Source organism: Campylobacter concisus (assembly GCF_003049085.1).
GTDB classification, from domain to species: Bacteria; Campylobacterota; Campylobacteria; order Campylobacterales; family Campylobacteraceae; genus Campylobacter_A; species Campylobacter_A concisus_H.
On record NZ_PIQX01000003.1, the window covers coordinates 1 to 17739 of the forward strand.

A 17739-nucleotide genomic window follows, 5' to 3' on the forward strand; every position below is an offset into this window, starting at 1 on the left:
TTATGAAAATTTATATTTATGACACCAAAAATAATGAATATCTATACGAGGCAGAAGCTCAAATAGACCCGCTAGCAAGTAGCAAGGGCGAAACGATCTACCTAATGCCGCCAAATGCAACACAGATTGTACCAATTGAGCCAAAAGCTGGCTTTGTAAACGTTTTTACTAATGGAAAGTGGGAGCAAATCAAAGACGAGCGCGGCGAGATCTACTATGACAATGACAACAACGCCATAACAATAACCCGGATAGGGGAAGAAAAGGGACTAAACAAAGAGCCTAAGGTAGATAAAAAGGCACAAGAGCTAACGGAACTTGAAGCCGAGATCGCCGAGTGCGAAAATTATATACGCCACGCCCTAATTATCGGTAATAACGCCGTACTTGAAAACTTAAGGACGGAGTATAAGGAGCTAATCGCTCAAAGAGAGGATCTAAGAAAATGAGCTATTTTTTAATCTGCGTATTGTCGCTAATTTTAGGCGTTTTACTCTGCCCTATTGTGATTTTTCTAAGGGCACGTAAGTGCGACCAGTGGGATAACTCAAACATGACAAACATTATCAGGGTATTTGCCCATTTGGCGGCACACCCTGATGACTTTGCCAAATTTCAATACGAGAATGGTAAAAAACCATTCTGGTACTTAGACAAAGACGAATTCACAGATGTGGTTCAAACTAGACCAACACAAAAGGATAAGAAATGAGAGTAAGAATAAAAAGGTGCGAAATCTGCGCATCAAAGCTAGATAAAGACGGTGCTTGCACTTGGAGCGAGTGTCCAAAATGCCCTAACTATAAAGCAAAAGAGCAAGAAAAGCCAAAAGATAAAAAGGATGAGTAATGCTTAAATTTAAAGAGTTTTTACAGCTCTTTTGCATTATAGCTATTGAGTTACCGCTCGAGATACTTGGCTATTTAATAGTACCTATCGCTTTGGCATTTTGTGATAAAAATAGTGAGCGTTTGCCAAGGTGGGCCAGATGGTTTGAAGATGCAAACGACTACTACAACGGCGAGAACTCTGCGATAAATGGCGATAGTGGCTGGCGTAAAGAGCACTTTAAAGAGCCAAAGAATAGGACGTATTTTGCACGTCTATTATGGCTTTATCGTAACCGAATAGGCTACTTTTCAAGCAGAATAAACGGCGTAAAAGTGAGCGAGATAGAGCCGTCAAGCGTAATCACTCAAGGCAACCCAAGAGTAACAAGTAATGGCGGAGTGATAAGTGATTTTTGTAAAGTTACTTGTAAGCTTAAAGATGGTCGCACTCGTTTTGGACTTTTCAAAACGATCCGATACAAAGGCTTTTTAAGTGGCTTTTATTGTCGTATTTACGTCGGGTGGAAACTGCTCGACGTGGTAGAGATGAACGAATACAACAAGGCTACATTTATGCAGCCAGACGACAAAGAGTATCTTAAGAGCGTGTGGGCGATAAATCCATTTAAAAGGGTACAAGGGAGTAATAATGCTAAGCCCTAGTTTATATCTTAGTGGCTTCTTGCTACTAACTACCCTATTTCTTGGGTATAGGTATCAAAGCTTAGACAATGAGCTAAGCATTACCAAAGAGAGATTAGATGCTAGCGATAAGCTAAACCTTAGGCTAAAAGATGAGATAAACGAGCAAGATAGGCTCATCTCTCTTAAGCTTGATGTTATAGAAAAAGCTAGCAAGCAAAGACAGGTAATAGAGATAAAAGCAAATAAAGTTAAAGAAAGGGTACTAAATGAAGATAAAAAAGATATGTCTAACGCTCTTAACCTTAGCGTATCTTATGTGCTTGATGGGCTGCGTAAGCAAGGAAGCAGTAAATAAGTATGACAAGATACCTAACCACTTGTTACAAGCTCCTATTATTGCAGATAGAAATGTAACAAATCAAAGTGATGCTGGAGTGCTTTTAATAGATGTTTATAGTGGTTATGAGAAGTGCGTAAAAAACTTAGAAGCTATAAAAGAATACGAAAGAAAAAGGGATGGACAAAAATAATATAAGGATGTGCAGATGGAAGCGATCATAAAAAGGACTAAGAAATTTTGGCTGAATAAGATGGTTGTAGTAGAAATAATATTATCCGTCATAATAATGTACATCTTTACTTATAAATTTTAAAAAAGAGGCGGATAATGGACGATCTTATAAACAAAGTAGGCATTTATTTTTGGGTTGTAGTTGTCGGCTTTTTAGGTGGAGCACTAGGATCTATAAACAACAAAGAACAAGCCATAAATAGAGGACGTAAAGTATTAAATTTTATAGTTGGCACTATTAGCTCAGGTTTTATTTGCTGGATATTTTTTGAAATAACATCATTTTTTACAAATAATAATGATCGCTTTAGTCTTGCAGTCGGTGGCTTTTTTGCTTGGCGTGGCACAGCTTGGATATGTGCCATAGTTGATAAAGCGATTGATAAAAAAATAGATAGCTTTGGCGGTGGCGGTTATGATGATTTTTCTACAAAACCGCCAAGAGATTTAAATTTTTAAAGGATTAAAAAATGAAAAACTTTACTAACGCATTTTATACATTAATGAGCTTAGAATTTAACAGCCCTAAAGACGCACTACACAAAAACCCAAACGAAAAAGGCTTAACTTTTATAGGTATTTATGAAGCTGCTCACCCAAGTTGGCAAGGCTGGGGGCAAGTTAGGGCGGCAATAAACGCATACGGTGATCTTGAAAAGGCTAGCGTCGCCCTATACAATGATGACGCATTAATCGAAAAAGTAAAAATATTTTATAAAAAAGAATTTTGGGACAAAATGAGGCTTGACGAGGTAGATAGTGAATTAAAAGCGTGTGAACTTTTTGTTTTTGGTGTAAACGTAGATGTAGTACCAGCAGTTAGGGTTTTACAAAGGCTTTTAGGTGTAGTGGTGGATGGCATTATGGGTGCCCAGACTCTTAAAGCATTAAACAACTACGACGAGCGAGCCTTTGACGTTGATTTTGATAGAGCAGAGATTGCTTATTATAGAAATCTAGTAAAAGCAAGACCTGAATATCATGTTTATGAAAGAGGCTGGATCAATAGAGCCGAAAAAGTATAAGCAAAAATATCTTTTAGCTGATGTTTTGGCTGACTAATATTTTTAAAATAGCGTATAATAAGCGATAAAAGTTGATTTTTCGAATCTCTCTCTACCCGCCACTACTTATAGATAATCATAAATTTTTATTATTGTTTAACATTATTTTTTTGAACATCTTTATATAAAATTTCTGCGTTAGAAAATTGCTTAACTGTATAAGTAAAATTTCATGACAATCGCATATTTTTTGAAAAATTATGATTTTTTTGGTTATATTGTTGTTTCAAACTAATTAAAAATATCTTAAATTAAGTTTTTATTATAAAAAGTATTATATTTTACATGATTAATTATATCGACAATCAAAAAACTATTTTTTTGATAAAAGCTCAGAATTCGCTTTTTACAAACTATTGACATTTGGAATTTATATGTTTATTTAATATATTTTTTTCTTAAAATATAAAATTTCTCATATAAAGTTATATCTTATAAAGATAGTATATAATCACGCAAAAATTTAAATAATACAAAAAGTAATAAGCAGTAATCTTGGCTAAAGAAGCTGGAGTGGTAAAATTTATTAGTGGCAAGGCGGTCGCTATCGATCAAAACGGAAATGAGAGAGAGCTAAAAGTAGGTGACATCCTTTATATGGGAGAGAGCATCAAGACAAGCGATGCGGCTGATAAAATAACAATCGTTTCAAATAATGGAAAAGAGATTACGATTGTAGGCAATGATACACTTGCGTTAAATCAAAGTACTATAGGCGCGGAGGGCTTGGCAGATGTTAGCGATTTGCAAAATGCTATTTTAAATGGCGGAGATTTAACAAAACTTGAAGAGACCGCAGCTGGTGGAAACACTGCTGCTGGTGGTGGAGATGGTGTTAGTCTAAGTGACGCTAAATTTGCTGAGGGTGGTCACTACTCAAACATTAATGCAACATATAGAAATTTAAGTGATACAAACAGAGCTTTTGCATCATACGATAGCCCAATAAGCGGATACAATGGTGGAGATGATACTATAATCCCAAGCAATCCTCTTGTAACTTTTATAAGCGATCTTAATAACGATGGTACTTTAAGTAGGGTTGAGCATGCACGCGATACAAATTTAAATATATCAAAAGTTCTTATTACAATTCCAAATGATGGCACAGTAAGGGCTGGAGATATACTAAATATCACTATAACTAAGCCAGATGGTAATACTGAAAATAAAACAATTCCTATCACTCCAACTATCATAAGCAATGGTTATCAGTTTGATGTACCAATACAGACTGGCAAAATTTCAAAAGTTGATGCAACTATTACAAATTTTCAAGGAAATGTTAGTGGTAGAAGTGAAGATAGCGTAACTTCAAGTGGCTTTAGTGCTCCAGAGGTTAAATTTACAGAGGATAACAGTCCTGATAATAATCTATTAACATATACTGAAAATGCTAAAGATAGTAAATTAAATGAAACTCCAGTACTTATAACTGTAAAAGATGTGATTGTCGGAGATGTGCTTCACGTGACTTTAACAAAGCCTGATGGCACAACTGAGGTTAAAAATGTATCTATTGATCAAAACATAATAGATAATGGATATAAGATAAGTAATATCCCAGTTGAGCACGGTAAGCCTTCAAAAGTAGAAGCTTACGTAGCAGATAGTACAAACACGATGAGAAGTGCAACTGCAAGCGACTCTACTACTCTTGATGTGAAGCCGACTTTGACATTTACAGAGGATCAAGACAGCAAAGATGGTGATGGTTATTTAAATGATCAAGAAAATAGTAAAGACAATGACTTTAGAAGCACTACAGTAGAAATAACTCTACCAAAAGATGTAGTTATTGGCGATAAAATCGTTATAACTTATACCGATCCACTAACTAAGCAAGATACAACAAAAGAAATTTCCCTTACACAAGAGATGATTGATAATCAAAAAGTAAATACCTCTCTTCCGATATTTCCAGATGTAAAAACATCAGCTAGTGTTCATGTGGTAGATAAAAACAATGTTCGAAAAAGTGAAAATTCAGATCAAGATAGTGTAATGCCTATTGGTAGAAATTTGTATATGACACTACCAGAAGAAAAGACTCTTCATGAAATTTCAAGACAAGAGAGTATGGATGAGCATGAAGTAAATGAGACAACAGCTCTTATAAGACTTCCGAATAAAATAGATAATGGTGACAACTATAAATATGAATGATAAAGGTGAGGTAACAAGTATAACAGAGATCGGCAATGGCGGACAAAATTTCCCATTGACAAAAGAGAGTTATAATCAATACTCATTTAAAGTACCAGGCTTTGATCTAAGAAATGGACAAGATACGACTATCAGAGCCAGCATCACAAACATGACACCAGGCAGACATACATCTATAAATGAGTCAGAAGTATCGGCTAGTTTAGAATATGTAAAAAACCTGAAGTTATCTTTGGAGAGGCTAATGGCACTAGGAGTATGAGCAGAGAGCAAGCTATGAGTGATGGTAATCTTAATAGTACAACAGTTACTATAAAGCTTCCTAAAAATGCAGTAAGTGGAGATAAACTAACTGTAACTATAAAAGAGCCAAATGAAGCTACTGCTAGAGAAATAAAATACACTATTGGAAAAGATAATAATGGTAAGTTCTTTGTAAAAGATAGCGATGGCAATAAAATAGATACAGAAACAGATGGCAGAAGCTTTAAAATTTCTGGCATTAAAACAGCAACTGGTCTAGAAACTAAAGTAACAGCTGAGATAAAAGATAAAGATGGTATTCAGCATGCAGAAAGATACAAGCACAGTTACTATCTCAAATATAAACGATATGGCGGTATATTTCAAAGAGGACGCTGACCGTAACGTATCTTTAACGAGAGCAGAGAGTAAAGACGCAGATGGCGACCTACATAAAACGACAGTAGTAGTAAAAGTGCCAAATAACGTTATAGCTGATGATGTGGTAACTGTAAAAATAGATAATGGTACTTCACCTGAGACTAAAAAGTATAATGTTATAAGCAATGTAAATGGAGAAATAAAGTTAAAACATGTAAAAGAAGATGGTACTAAAGAAACCATTACTACAAATGCTACAAAGAATAATGAGATAGAAATTCCTGGCGTAGATATCGTACCAGGCAAAACCATAACTGTAAAAACAAAAACTACTGATGCAAAGGGTAACGGTAAAGCTGAAGCTGAAAATCACAACATCCTTGAAACGCTTAATGATGACATGAGAATCACTTTTGAAGAAGATACTGACAATGATGGCATCTTATATAATGCTGAAGCAAATCGTGATCACAGTGAAAACACCACAACAGCAATCATCAAGCTTCCTTCTAATTTTGTTATAGGCGATAAATTAGTAATAGAAATTACCGACAAAAATACTGGTGCTAAAGTAGAAAAAATATATGAGATCACTACTGGTGCTAACAATAATCTAGTAGTTAAAAATGGTAGCGAAGAGCTAAATATCGCTACTGATAATAAGGGCAATAAAGTAGTTAACTATACACTTGGTTTGACAGAAGATCATACTACTATTATTAATGCCAAGGTTGTTGATAGCAAGGGTGCCGATAAGGTAGAGACAACTAGTGATATCACACTTGATGCTCAAGGCAATGGATCTGGAAGCGGATTTAGACTATTTATAGATGAAGATATAGATAGAAATGAAGTGTTAAGTAGAGATGAAGCCATGAAAGATCAACACTTAAACACTACTTCGGCAACACTTCAGATACCAGTTAGTGTAAATCCAGGCGATACTATAAAAGTCAAAGTAAATGGCGGAGCAGAAAAAACTTATACTGTTGCTTCAAATAATGGTACAACCGTTACCATAAATGATGCAGATGGTAGCCTTGTTACACTTGAGCCTGGTAACAAACTAAAAATTCCTAATGTTCATATAGACAAAGATCATCCTGCAGAAGTGGAAGCTACTATAGGTGGAGTAACAAAAACAGCCAAAGCTACGCTTCAGGCGATGGATATAAAAGATCTAAAGGTTGAATTTGTAGAAGATAATGCAAGTAGAGATAATGTAATAGATAGAGATGAAGCTTTATTGGATGGTAGAATAAAAGAAACAACTATAAGTGTTCAACTACCATATAATGTTGTAGCCGGTGATAAAGTGGCAGTGACTATCAAAGAGCCTCAAGCTAACGGCTCTACGTCAACTAGAACTGTAACTTATACTGTCACAGGAAACGCTAATGGTAAAATTTCACTTACAGATGATAGTGATACTACTCATACTCCACATGAACTAGAAAATAACACTATAAAAATTCCTGGCGTTGCTATGCTTCCAGATCGCGAAACTAGTGCAGTAGCTACTATAACAAATGGTGCTGAGACTACAACTAGCAGCGAAGCAACAGCTAAACTTGCACCTTTAAGTGAAGCGGGATTAAGTGTAAGCATAGTTGCTGATAAAAATGATAATGGCATTATCTCAAGAGATGAGTCAGGTAGTAAAATTTCAAAGGTTTATGTTTCTATCCCAGGAAGTGTGATAGAAGGCGATAAGATAGATGTCAAGATAACAAATCCTAATGGATCTATCTTAACTAAACATTATGAAGTTATGGGAAAAGATGTAAATGGGAAAATTACACTAAAAAATTTAGATGATAATTCTCAACAAACGCTTGGTAGAGATACCCCACTTGATCTTGATGCTACTATCGCAGTTGATAAAGAAACAAAAGCTGAAGTTACTCTAACTGACACATTTGGTGAGAGTAAAACAGTAAGCGATACGGCACACGCTGAGATCGATGCTATAAGAGGCATCATGTTTAATAAAGATATAAAAACCTCAGAAAGTGGCGAAAAATCTACTACAGTCAAAGTTTATCTTAATGAAGATGCTAGAGAAGGGGATACGGTAGAGTTTAAATACACTAATCCAGACAATCATACACCAACCAAGACTGCAACACATACTCTATCAGCTGCAGATATAGCAAAAGGCACATTTGACCAAGAGCTTGATATCAATGCAAGATCAGCCTATGATCTAAATGTTAAAGCCTCACTTAAAACTTCAGATGGCTTAGAGTCTAAATCTTATGAGCCTTATAAACCACTTCATATAGGCGTTGAAAACTATACGGTTAAATTTGACGCAAGTAAAGATATGAAAGGTGGCGAAGGTCATGATACTTTGGTGTTTGATAAGCAAATAGTTGATCTTAGAGGCATTAATAATCTTGATTCAAAAGTGGAAAGCTTTGAAAATCTTGAGCTTAAAGGAAAGACAGAGATCAAATTTAATGTACAAAATATCCTTGATATCACTGATAACCCTGATACGGTGCTTAAGATAAAAGGTGGTGATGTTGATGCTAATGGCAATAAAATCACAAAAGTTGATCTAGACCACAAATGGACTGCTGATTCTAACTACGATGCTAGTGGCTTTAAGGGCTACACAAGCATAGATCAAATAAATGGTAAAACTATCCATATCCAAATAGACGACAAAATCCAAACCGATCTTTAATCCCCAAAATGAGTGCGTAAATTCGCACTCATTTTAAACTCAAACTCACATTATTTTTTAAGTCTTGTTTTACTAATATTTGCTCCTTAAAGGAGAAAATGTGAAAAATTTAATAGCCGTTATTATAGTTATTGCTGCACTTGCTTTTGGTGCTTTTAAGTATATAAATTCATTTGTTGCGCTTGATGAAAATGTAAATGCAAAGTGGTCACAGGTGTTAAATCAATATAAAAGAAGAGCTGAGCTTGTGCCAAATTTGGTTGAAACTGTAAAAGGCTACGCAGCCCATGAACAAAAAATTTTTGAAGATGTGGCAAATGCTAGAAGCAAGAGCATGCAAGTAAGCGTTGATGCAAGTGGTCTTAGCGATGAAGCTAAGATGAAAGAATTTATGACAGCACAAAGCTCATTTGGCTTGGCGCTTGGCAGACTGATGGCAGTTAGTGAGAACTATCCGGAGCTAAAAGCAAATCAAAATTTCTTATCTCTTCAGAGTCAGCTTGAAGGTACGCAAAACCGCATAAGCGTAGCAATACACGATTATATCGAAGCTGTAAAAGAGTATAACGTAGCCCTTAGAAGCTTTCCAAATAAATTTATAGCAAGTGCTTTTTATCCTGAGCTAAAGCCAAAACAAAATCTTGAAATAAGCAACGAAGAGAAAATAAATCCAAAAGTTTCATTTGAGAAATGATGAAGAAAATTTTTGCTCTTTTATTTTTTACATTTTGCTTTTGTTTTGCCATAAATTTTAACGAGCAGATAAATGACGAGGCTCAAATTTTCTCTAAAAATGAGAAAGCTGAGCTTTTGGGCTTGGTGCAAAATTACGAGCAAAATAGTACGACGCAAATTGCTATCGTGACGCTTAAATCACTAGAAAATAAAAGCATAGAAGATATCTCTCTTGAGGTAGCTAGAGGCTACAAGCTGGGACAAAAACAAAGCAGTAATGGAGTGCTTTTAATAATCGCTCCAAACGAGAGAAAAGTACGTATAGAAGTTGGTTATGGGCTTGAAGGCGTACTAACTGACGCTATTTCTAGCCAGATCATAAATGATGTGATAGTGCCTAAATTTAAGCAAGGCGATATGGGCGGTGGCGTCATAGAGGGCACAAAAGCTATCATAAAAGTAGCTAGTGGCGAAGAATTTGAAAGCGAGAGTGATGATGAAGAGATGCCATTTGGAATAGTTGCCTTTTTTGCTGGTATGATCTCGTGTTTTGTCTCTGGCTTTTTAGGTAAATTTTTTATGCGAATTGGCTTTAGTGCATGTTTTGCAGGGCTGATATCTACGGTATTTGATAAATTTTTTGGCGTGCAAAATTACTTCATTGTCTTTGCCATTGTGTTTGTAATATTTTTTATTATTTTAAAAAATGCCTTTAAAAAAAATACTCAAAGCAAAAATACACACAGTGATTTCGGGCGTGATAGATCAGACTCAAATAGCAGTGGCAACGGCCATTCAAGCAGTTCAAGAGGTGGTGGCTTTAGTGGCGGCGGAGGCGGTTTTGGCGGAGGTGGAGCAAGTGGCAGTTGGTAAAATTTCATCAAAGATTAGTTTGTAAAACTCAAACCCTTTAAAATATATAAAAACTTAGGAGCAAAGATGCTAGCTGGTGAGTTGCTTAAAAGCCATTTTGCTAAATTTGATCTAGTGGCAGTGCTTAGTAAATTTTTAGAGCAAAGTCATTTTGATAAAGAAAAATTTGATCTGCTTAAACAAAATAACTTTAAAATTTTAGATAAAAATATAAAGCAAGAGATAGTTGGTACTACTGGTTTTAAAGAGTTTTTTGACGATAAATTTCAGAGCTTTTTATGCGAGCTTATGCAAAGTAAGGTTTTAATTGTTTCTGGCAAAGAGTATAAATTTAGCGAGCTTGAAATTTATACTTGTTTTGACGCAAATACTTATAAACGGCAGTGTGAGGCAGGAGAGATTTACTTTCATAACTTTGGTTTTGACATATCTTTTAAAAGTGATCTATCACTTTATGGTGGCGTTTTAGTAAGAAGCCTAAAGCCCTTAAACGGGCAAAATTTTATCTTGGGACCAAGAAAATGTGCCTTGCATATCTTAAATAGCAAAATGAGCAATCTAAACTTTGATCTAAAAGAGGCTGATTTTAGAAAAGATAAGATTACTTTTACGTCACGTATTAGATCATTTTGCGATGAAAATCAGCAAGAAAATGATTGTCTTAGAGCATTTACTGCTGAGTTTGAAAAAGCCTTAGAGTTTGATGAAAATTATAAAAAGAGATTAAATGCCTATAAAAAGGGGTGAAATTCATCTTTTTATCAGCTTTTGCGGTGAGAAATTTAGCCCCAAGCGGCTTGCTCGGGGCTTTGATTTCTTATCTTATAACGTCTAGTTTGCCGGTGCCGGCGTTTTTATTTACCTCGTTTTGGACATTTGAGGCTTTGAGGAGCTCAAATTTATATGGAGGCTCAAATGGCGGCTTAGTTAGCTTTTCGCAAACGCTGCCTTTTTTTGAAAGGTCTATGTTGCCGCTTTCAAAAATTGTGCCTTTGTTACATTTATAGCTTATCTTAACACCTTTTGCAAAGTAGTTGTTTTGAGCGTATATTAGCGAGCCAAAACGCACGCCAATGGCGTATTTTTGGTCATAGAAGCCATCTTTTGAGTCGTAAAAGTTGTTATAGACGTGCACCTTTGCATTGCGTGCCATAGGTAAGCGTTGCGCGCAGTTGTCAAAAATGTTATGAGCGACCGTTATCGTCCTTGTTTCGCTGCTGCCGTCTGAGTCTCTTGAGCCTATTAGCATCGTTTTGTCGTGGTTTTCAAAAATGTTGTGCGAGATCGTGATAGCCGCACTATCTCCCTTGATGTCGCATAGTCCGTCGTAAGTCTGCCATTTGGTAAGCTCTCCGCCTGCTAAATGCACATGACCAAGCTCGACCGTGTCCTTAAAATGGCAGTGATCTACCCAGATGTTTTTGCTTGATTCTATGCTAACGCCGTCATATTGTGCGTTAAAGCCGTCATTTTTTTGTACATCTGGAAATGGATCAAAAGTATCTTCGATCTTCATATTGCGGATTGCGATATTTTGGGCATTTTTTAACAAAAGCGAGCCGCCTTTTATGCCTGAGTTTTCGCCTAAGCCGATTATTGTGGTGTTGCTAGCTACCGGCACTACGATGATCTTTTTGTACTCGTTGGCTAAATTTTTGCGAAGCGCTGCTAACTTTGGATCTTGCGAACCGTCTAAATTTGCACGGCATGAAGCGCCGTAAGCCTGTATAAATTTGGCATAAGAGCTAAACTCGCTACCGCTAATCTCACTTATAAATTTATCCAGCCCATCGCTATTGCCATTTTGTGGGATCTTGCCTTCGCTAAGGTCTATGAGCCCATCCACATAGATGACGTAACCACCCATTTGAGCGTATTTTACGAGTTCTTGTCTATCTTTTACGACGACTTCTTTACTCTCTTTGCCGGCGTATCCGCCAAAATTTTGCTCCGCACCAATGCTAGCGTAACCAAAAGGCGAGTCACTTGCTTTTATCTCGCCAGCTTGTGTCTCAGCACCAAATGCAAATAACGCGCCAATGGCGAGAAACAATATCTTTTTAAACATCTTTAGCCTCCCAAATTTAGCTTTTTATTTTTGATCTTCTGTTAGAAAATCGCTGCCGAATTTTATTTTGGCTCATTAAATTTAGCGTAAGACTTTTATAAATTTTTAGTAAAAGCGAAATTTTACGCGAAAAATATCTCGCTTTTTAGACGAAGCAGGCAAAGATAGGCGCTTAGCACGCTTTGTTCTCTAATGTAGTTGCGATCTCCTTTTAAAAGTAACCTCTCAACCTCGATGTTGCCGTTTCTATCGCCAGCTGCGACATATACCGTGCCAACTGGCTTACTAGCTGTGCCCCCACCAGGTCCTGCTATACCGCTAATAGCAAGTGCAAAGTCCGTATTTGTCGTACTTAGCGTGCCTTTTACCATCGCTTTTACGCAAGGCTCACTCACGGCTCCATAAGTTTCTAAAATTTCATCCTCGACGCCCAGCCACTCGTGCTTTATGTGATTTGCATAAGTTACTAAGGAGCCATCAAAGCTAGCTGAGATGCCGCCATATCTTGCAAATTTAGCCGCCGCAAGTCCAGCCGTGCAAGACTCGGCAAATGAAATTTTAAGCCCCTTTTGCATAAGTTTGTTTGCCACGAAGGCAATCACATCTTTTTGTGGGATAAATTTTTGTGAAAATAGTGTTTTTACCCCTTGCAAAAAGCTCTCGATCTGGCCAAATTTATTGCTTTTTGCTTTAATGAGTATTAAATTTGGTAGGATCTGAGCAAGAGTGATATCAACCTCGTAAGTTTTAGCAAGTGGTAGCATGAGAATTTTAGCGCTATCAGCGTCTATGTCTATGAGGTGAAAGTAGCTAAAATCAGTCTTGAAATCAATTAAAAACTCGCCGAGTTCTTCATTTGGATTAGCTTTTATGAGATTTATTTGAGCGTTATTTAGTTTGACTAAAAAGCTATTTTTTGTGTAGTCTAAGCTATCTTTAAGTGCAAGTGTCGTGCTATCTTTTAGCTCAAGCGAGCCCCCAGTTAGCGTCGCTATGATCTTTGCAGCGATGGCAAAATTTTCATCCGAGCCAAAAATGCTTACAAAGTCGTAATCTTTTGATAAATTTTCGATGATAAAAGGTAGCTCTTTGCTATTTTTTGGAGCAAAACTGACCACTCCAAGCTCGCCAAAATGATCCTCGTAGCTTTGAAAAATGTAGTTTAGAAATTCTCTATTTATCTCAAGATCTTCGCCTATTATCAAGATACTTTGTCTCATTTTTAAGCTCCTTTTTTTGCCCCATTATACTATTTTTCAGTGTGATTTAACCAGCACAGGTGTAAAATTAGCAAATTTTAAAATCAAGGTAAAAAATGGACTACAAAGAGACACTTTTACTCCCAGAGACAAATTTCCCGATGCGCGGAAATCTCCCACAAAATGAACCACAAAGACTAAAATCATGGTACGAAGACCGCAAGGTTTACGAAAAAATGAAGAAAAATCGCCAAAATGCGGTTAAAAGCTTCAACATCCACGACGGCCCTCCGTATGCAAACGGCCACCTTCACATCGGCCACGCGTTAAATAAAATTTTAAAAGATATCATCACAAAAACGCACTATTTTTACGGCGAAAACGTCCGCTATGTGCCAGGCTGGGACTGCCACGGTTTACCTATCGAGCAACAAGTTGAAGTAAAGCTTGGCGATAAGAAAAAAGAGCTTAGCAAGGTCGAGATCAGGGAGCTTTGCAGACAGCACGCGAGAGAATTTATAGACATTCAGCGAAATGAATTTAAAGGCCTTGGCATCATCGGCGACTTTGAAAATCCATACATGACGATGAAATTTGAATTTGAGGCTGACATCTACAAAGCACTTTGCGAGATCGCTAAAAAGGGGCTTTTGGTAGAAAGAAGCAAACCAGTTTATTGGAGCTGGGCAGCTAGATCGGCGTTAGCTGAAGCTGAGGTCGAGTACGAGGAGAAAGAAGACTACTCTATTTACGTAGCATTTGAGCTTGATGGCGACGCGCTAGAAAAGCTTGGCGTAAAAGAGGCAAGCGCTGTCATCTGGACTACCACGCCTTGGACACTCCCAGCAAATCAAGCCATAAGCCTAAAACCAGATGAAATTTATGTGCTAACGGCTGAAAATTTGATATTTGCAAAGCCACTACTTGAAAGCGTTGTGCAAAGCGGCCTAAGCAAAGGCGAGGTCAAAAAAGAGTTTAAATCAAGCCTGCTTGAAAACACTCACGCGATAAATCCACTAAACGGCAGAAAGTCTAAATTTTTACTAGGCGATCACGTCATGATGGATGGGGGTACTGGACTTGTTCATACAGCTCCAGGACACGGCGAGGACGACTACTACGTCTGTTTGAAATATGGCTTTAGTGAAATTTTGATGCCAGTTGATGATAGTGGCTGCTATGATGAGAGCCTAAAACATCACGGACTATTTAGAAGTGACGTGGTAGACGAGTTTGTCGGTATGCACATCTTTAAAGCAAATGAGAAAATTTTAGAGCTACTTGGCAAAAATTTGCTTAGCGTCTCTAAATTTAGACACTCTTATCCATTTTGCTGGAGAACGCATAAGCCTGTTATTTATAGAGCCACAAAGCAGTGGTTTATCGCTATGGACGAGGCTAAACTAGGTGGCAAAACGCTTAGACAAACAGCGCTAAAAGAGCTTGAAAGGGTTAAATTTTACCCAAGCGTTGGCATAAAAAGAATAGGCTCAATGATAGAAAATCGCCCAGACTGGTGTATCTCTCGTCAGCGTGACTGGGGCGTTCCGATCGCGTTTTTTAGAGATAAAGCGACAAAAGAAGTTATATTTGATAGTGAAATTTTAGACCACATCGCAGGCATTTTTAAAGAAAAAGGCGCTGATGCGTGGTGGGCGCTAAGTATAGACGAGCTTTTACCAAAAGGCTCAAAATACAAGGCTGAAAATTTAGAAAAAGTGATGGACATCCTTGATGTTTGGTTTGATAGCGGCTCGACGTGGCATGCGGTCTTGCAAAGCGACAACTATGACGCTGGCAAATACCCTGCAAGCATGTATCTAGAGGGCTCAGATCAGCACCGCGGCTGGTTTCAAAGCTCGCTTCTAGTAAGCACAGCTATAAATTCTCACGCACCTTACGAGAGCATCCTAACTCACGGCTTTACAGTCGATGCTAAGGGCGAGAAGATGAGTAAGAGCAAGGGTAACGTCATCGCTCCACAAGACGTGGCCAAGACTCATGGCGTAGAAATTTTGCGCCTTTGGGTTGGTATGAGTGATTATTCAAGCGATTTAAAGATAAGTGAAGATATATTAAAACAAATAAGCGAACAATACCGCAAAATCCGCAACACCATACGCTTTTTACTAGCAAACGTAAATGATCTTGAGAGCTTAAATACAGAGTTTAACATCCTTGATAAATGGATATTAGCACGTGCTAAAAAGGTCTTTGATGAGGCGAGCGCTTGTTTTAGAAACTACGACTTTTCAAAGGGTTTTAACATCCTTTTAAATTTCCTATCAGCCGATCTTAGCGGCGTATATCTTGACGTTTGCAAAGATAGGCTCTACTGCGACGCAAAAGACGCATCAAGAAGAAGATCAGCTCAAAGCGCAATGGCGATCATAACAAAGGCACTTTTGCCACTCATCGCTCCAACGCTTACTTACACCGTTGATGAGGTGATGGACTACGCTCCAAAGATCATCAAAGGCGATGCAAAAGACGCGTTTGATCTAGTCTATGAGCCTATCAAATTTGATCTTAGCTTTGAAGATGAGCTGCTTTTTGCCAGCAGGGAGAAATTTAATGAGATCGTGGATGTTCTTAAAAAGGACAAAAAGATAAAATCAACTCTAGAGCTAAGCTTGGAGACTACAAACCACAACATCACAAGCTACGACGAGCGCGAAGTGGCCGATCTTTACATGGTAAGCTCAGTTAGAGCTTATGATGATAGCGAGCCACTAGCCGAGTTTGAGCTTGAGGGTGATAAATTTAAGATCATAGCAAGCAACCTTCACAAATGCCCAAGATGCTGGAAATTTAACGCTAGCAAAGAAGATGCGCTATGCCCAAGATGTGAAGAGGTCATAAGTGCTAAGTGAGCCAGTAAGCGCAACTATCATAGTCGCAACGATCGCTGCAGTGGTCGTTGTTAGCTTGTTTGGCATATTTTTGGTTAATAAATTTAAAGGATAAAAATAGTGGTAACTTTAAAAGAAGCTTTGAAATTTTCAGCTGAAGAGATAAAAAATTTAAGAGCCGAGCTTGAGGCGAAGATCATAAAAGAAAAAGAGCTTGGCGCTTATGTCGAGCAGCTAGCAAATTTAGAGATCGCAAAACTAGGCGAGGGCGTGCCTATCGCTATAAAAGACAACATCCAAGTAAAAGGCTGGAACATCACGTGTGCTTCTAAAATTTTACAAGGTTACGTAGCACCTTATAACGCAACTGTTATCGAAAAGCTACTTGGCAAAAATTTAGCTCCATTTGGCCGCACAAATATGGACGAATTTGCGATGGGAAGCACAACTGAGAGCTCATTTTACGGCAAAACACTAAACCCACTAAATCACGCTCACGTCCCAGGTGGCAGTAGCGGTGGCTCGGCAGCAGCAGTCGCAGCTGGCCTTGCAGTGGCCGCACTTGGTAGCGACACTGGTGGCTCGATCCGCCAGCCAGCGGCATTTTGCGGATGTGTGGGGCTTAAGCCAACTTATGGCAGAGTGAGCAGATATGGCCTTGGCGCATACTCAAGCAGCCTTGATCAAATAGGTCCTATCGCTCAAAACGTAGAAGATGCAGCTATTTTATATGACGCGATCGCTGGACATGACACAAAAGATAGCACGAGTGCAGATGTGCCGTTTGTGAGCGTTAGCGATAAGATAGATGGCAACAAAAAGCTAAAAATTTGTGTCATCAAAAACTACGTAGAAAACGCAAGCGAGCAGACAAAAGCTGCTTTAAATTTAGCTATAGAAAAGCTAAAATCACACGGACACAGCGTAACTTACACAAATTTTGAAGACTCAAAATATGACGTCGCTGCCTACTACATCATCGCAACCGCAGAGGCAAGCGCAAATTTAAGCCGCTACGATGGTGTAAGATACGGCAGACGCGCGGATGCTAAAAATTTAAAAGAGCTATATGTAAATTCGCGATCTGAAGGCTTTGGCGAAGAGGTAAAAAGAAGAATTTTACTTGGTACATTTGTACTAAGTAGCGGATATTACGACGCTTACTACATCAAAGCGCAAAAAGCAAGAGCGCATATAAAAGCTCAGTACGAGAAAATTTTAGAAGAAAATGATCTCATATTCATGCCAGTTGCTCCAAGCACAGCTTATAAATTTGGAGCACACAGCGATCCGCTTCAAGCCTATCTAAGCGATATCTACACGATAAGCGTAAATTTAGCAGGCCTACCAGCTATCTCTGTGCCAGTTGGCAAAGATGATCAAAATTTAAACGTGAGCGCCCAGCTCATCGCAAAAGCGTGGGATGAACAGACCTTGATAAATGGTGCTAAGAGCCTAGAAAATTTAATAAAAGGATAAG

At 37.9% G+C, this 17739-nt stretch carries 19 protein-coding genes; 17 read left to right on the forward strand and 2 right to left on the reverse strand.

Going from position 1 to position 17739, the window contains the following annotated elements; translation table 11 throughout:
* From CVT13_RS03920 to CVT13_RS03980, 15 genes are all read left to right on the forward strand, one after another.
* On the forward strand, positions 1-449 hold a 449-nt coding region (locus CVT13_RS03920; protein ID WP_107811686.1), incomplete at its 5' end, for a hypothetical protein.
* Entirely contained in the window at positions 446-712 is a 267-nt protein-coding gene (locus CVT13_RS03925; protein ID WP_107811687.1) for a hypothetical protein, read from the forward strand. The genes CVT13_RS03920 and CVT13_RS03925, both read left to right, overlap by 4 nt.
* On the forward strand, positions 709-849 hold the full coding sequence (locus CVT13_RS10260) for a hypothetical protein (RefSeq protein ID WP_199907274.1): 141 nt from the start codon (positions 709-711) through the stop codon (positions 847-849). The genes CVT13_RS03925 and CVT13_RS10260 overlap by 4 nt, the downstream gene beginning before the upstream one ends.
* Positions 849-1493: a hypothetical protein gene (locus CVT13_RS03930; RefSeq protein ID WP_107811688.1), complete on the forward strand. Its 645-nt coding sequence runs from the start codon at positions 849-851 to the stop codon at positions 1491-1493. The genes CVT13_RS10260 and CVT13_RS03930 overlap by 1 nt, the downstream gene beginning before the upstream one ends.
* Positions 1480-1830 (forward strand): hypothetical protein, encoded by a 351-nt coding sequence (locus tag CVT13_RS03935; protein ID WP_107811689.1) that lies wholly within the window; start codon positions 1480-1482, stop codon positions 1828-1830. The genes CVT13_RS03930 and CVT13_RS03935 overlap by 14 nt, the downstream gene beginning before the upstream one ends.
* Complete coding sequence (locus CVT13_RS10190) at positions 1799-2005, forward strand: hypothetical protein (protein ID WP_159071103.1); 207 nt, start codon at positions 1799-1801, stop codon at positions 2003-2005. The genes CVT13_RS03935 and CVT13_RS10190 overlap by 32 nt, the downstream gene beginning before the upstream one ends.
* A gap of 137 nt (positions 2006-2142) precedes the next feature.
* Positions 2143-2505: a phage holin family protein gene (locus CVT13_RS03940; protein WP_107811690.1), complete on the forward strand. Its 363-nt coding sequence runs from the start codon at positions 2143-2145 to the stop codon at positions 2503-2505.
* An 11-nt stretch (positions 2506-2516) separates the two neighbouring features.
* Positions 2517-3071, forward strand: coding sequence for a putative peptidoglycan-binding domain-containing protein (locus tag CVT13_RS03945; RefSeq protein ID WP_107811691.1), 555 nt, complete (start codon positions 2517-2519; stop codon positions 3069-3071).
* Positions 3072-3605: 534 nt separating this feature from the next.
* A complete protein-coding gene (locus tag CVT13_RS03950) occupies positions 3606-5276 on the forward strand; it encodes a retention module-containing protein (RefSeq protein WP_107811692.1) in 1671 nt (556 codons plus the stop codon).
* Positions 5269-5538, forward strand: a complete 270-nt coding sequence (locus CVT13_RS03955) for a hypothetical protein (protein WP_107811693.1) — start codon at positions 5269-5271, stop codon at positions 5536-5538. The genes CVT13_RS03950 and CVT13_RS03955 overlap by 8 nt, the downstream gene beginning before the upstream one ends.
* Positions 5535-5918, forward strand: coding sequence for a hypothetical protein (locus tag CVT13_RS03960; protein WP_107811694.1), 384 nt, complete (start codon positions 5535-5537; stop codon positions 5916-5918). The genes CVT13_RS03955 and CVT13_RS03960 overlap by 4 nt, the downstream gene beginning before the upstream one ends.
* Complete coding sequence (locus tag CVT13_RS03965; RefSeq protein ID WP_159071104.1) at positions 5845-8592, forward strand: hypothetical protein; 2748 nt, start codon at positions 5845-5847, stop codon at positions 8590-8592. The genes CVT13_RS03960 and CVT13_RS03965 overlap by 74 nt, the downstream gene beginning before the upstream one ends.
* Before the next feature lie 100 nt (positions 8593-8692).
* On the forward strand, positions 8693-9286 hold the full coding sequence (locus CVT13_RS03970; protein ID WP_107811696.1) for a LemA family protein: 594 nt from the start codon (positions 8693-8695) through the stop codon (positions 9284-9286).
* Entirely contained in the window at positions 9286-10140 is an 855-nt protein-coding gene (locus tag CVT13_RS03975; protein WP_159071105.1) for a TPM domain-containing protein, read from the forward strand. The genes CVT13_RS03970 and CVT13_RS03975 overlap by 1 nt, the downstream gene beginning before the upstream one ends.
* A 66-nt stretch (positions 10141-10206) precedes the next feature.
* Positions 10207-10887, forward strand: coding sequence for an ABC transporter substrate-binding protein (locus CVT13_RS03980; RefSeq protein WP_107811698.1), 681 nt, complete (start codon positions 10207-10209; stop codon positions 10885-10887).
* A 70-nt stretch (positions 10888-10957) separates the two neighbouring features.
* Here the strand turns inward: CVT13_RS03980 and CVT13_RS03985 are convergent, their stop codons facing one another.
* Positions 10958-12208, reverse strand: coding sequence for a polysaccharide lyase family 1 protein (locus tag CVT13_RS03985; protein WP_107811699.1), 1251 nt, complete (start codon positions 12206-12208; stop codon positions 10958-10960).
* Positions 12209-12330: 122 nt separating this feature from the next.
* Entirely contained in the window at positions 12331-13428 is a 1098-nt protein-coding gene (locus CVT13_RS03990; protein ID WP_107811700.1) for a CinA family protein, read from the reverse strand.
* 95 nt (positions 13429-13523) lie between these two features.
* Here CVT13_RS03990 and ileS point away from each other — a divergent pair, with 95 nt between their 5' ends.
* Both ileS and gatA read left to right on the forward strand, forming a co-directional pair.
* Positions 13524-16280 (forward strand): isoleucine--tRNA ligase, encoded by a 2757-nt coding sequence (ileS, locus tag CVT13_RS03995; protein ID WP_107811701.1) that lies wholly within the window; start codon positions 13524-13526, stop codon positions 16278-16280.
* A 99-nt stretch (positions 16281-16379) separates the two neighbouring features.
* Positions 16380-17738 carry an Asp-tRNA(Asn)/Glu-tRNA(Gln) amidotransferase subunit GatA gene (gatA, locus tag CVT13_RS04000; protein ID WP_107811702.1) on the forward strand — a complete coding sequence of 453 codons (1359 nt, stop codon included), beginning with the start codon at positions 16380-16382 and terminating at the stop codon, positions 17736-17738.
* Position 17739: the final 1 nt, after the last annotated feature.

Bases quoted from the DNA above. Each gene is read 5' to 3' on its own strand.
- CVT13_RS03965 (WP_159071104.1), top strand. From the start codon at position 5,845: ATGCAGAAAGATACAAGCACAGTTACTATCTCAAATATAAACGATATG.
- CVT13_RS03930 (WP_107811688.1), top strand. From the start codon at position 849: ATGCTTAAATTTAAAGAGTTTTTACAGCTCTTTTGCATTATAGCTATT.
- CVT13_RS03985 (WP_107811699.1), bottom strand. From the start codon at position 12,208: ATGTTTAAAAAGATATTGTTTCTCGCCATTGGCGCGTTATTTGCATTT.
- CVT13_RS03940 (WP_107811690.1), top strand. From the start codon at position 2,143: ATGGACGATCTTATAAACAAAGTAGGCATTTATTTTTGGGTTGTAGTT.
- CVT13_RS10190 (WP_159071103.1), top strand. From the start codon at position 1,799: ATGGGCTGCGTAAGCAAGGAAGCAGTAAATAAGTATGACAAGATACCT.
- CVT13_RS03980 (WP_107811698.1), top strand. From the start codon at position 10,207: ATGCTAGCTGGTGAGTTGCTTAAAAGCCATTTTGCTAAATTTGATCTA.
- CVT13_RS03975 (WP_159071105.1), top strand. From the start codon at position 9,286: ATGAAGAAAATTTTTGCTCTTTTATTTTTTACATTTTGCTTTTGTTTT.
- CVT13_RS10260 (WP_199907274.1), top strand. From the start codon at position 709: ATGAGAGTAAGAATAAAAAGGTGCGAAATCTGCGCATCAAAGCTAGAT.
- CVT13_RS03945 (WP_107811691.1), top strand. From the start codon at position 2,517: ATGAAAAACTTTACTAACGCATTTTATACATTAATGAGCTTAGAATTT.
- CVT13_RS03935 (WP_107811689.1), top strand. From the start codon at position 1,480: ATGCTAAGCCCTAGTTTATATCTTAGTGGCTTCTTGCTACTAACTACC.
- CVT13_RS03925 (WP_107811687.1), top strand. From the start codon at position 446: ATGAGCTATTTTTTAATCTGCGTATTGTCGCTAATTTTAGGCGTTTTA.
- ileS (WP_107811701.1), top strand. From the start codon at position 13,524: ATGGACTACAAAGAGACACTTTTACTCCCAGAGACAAATTTCCCGATG.
- CVT13_RS03955 (WP_107811693.1), top strand. From the start codon at position 5,269: ATGAATGATAAAGGTGAGGTAACAAGTATAACAGAGATCGGCAATGGC.
- CVT13_RS03960 (WP_107811694.1), top strand. From the start codon at position 5,535: ATGAGCAGAGAGCAAGCTATGAGTGATGGTAATCTTAATAGTACAACA.
- CVT13_RS03990 (WP_107811700.1), bottom strand. From the start codon at position 13,428: ATGAGACAAAGTATCTTGATAATAGGCGAAGATCTTGAGATAAATAGA.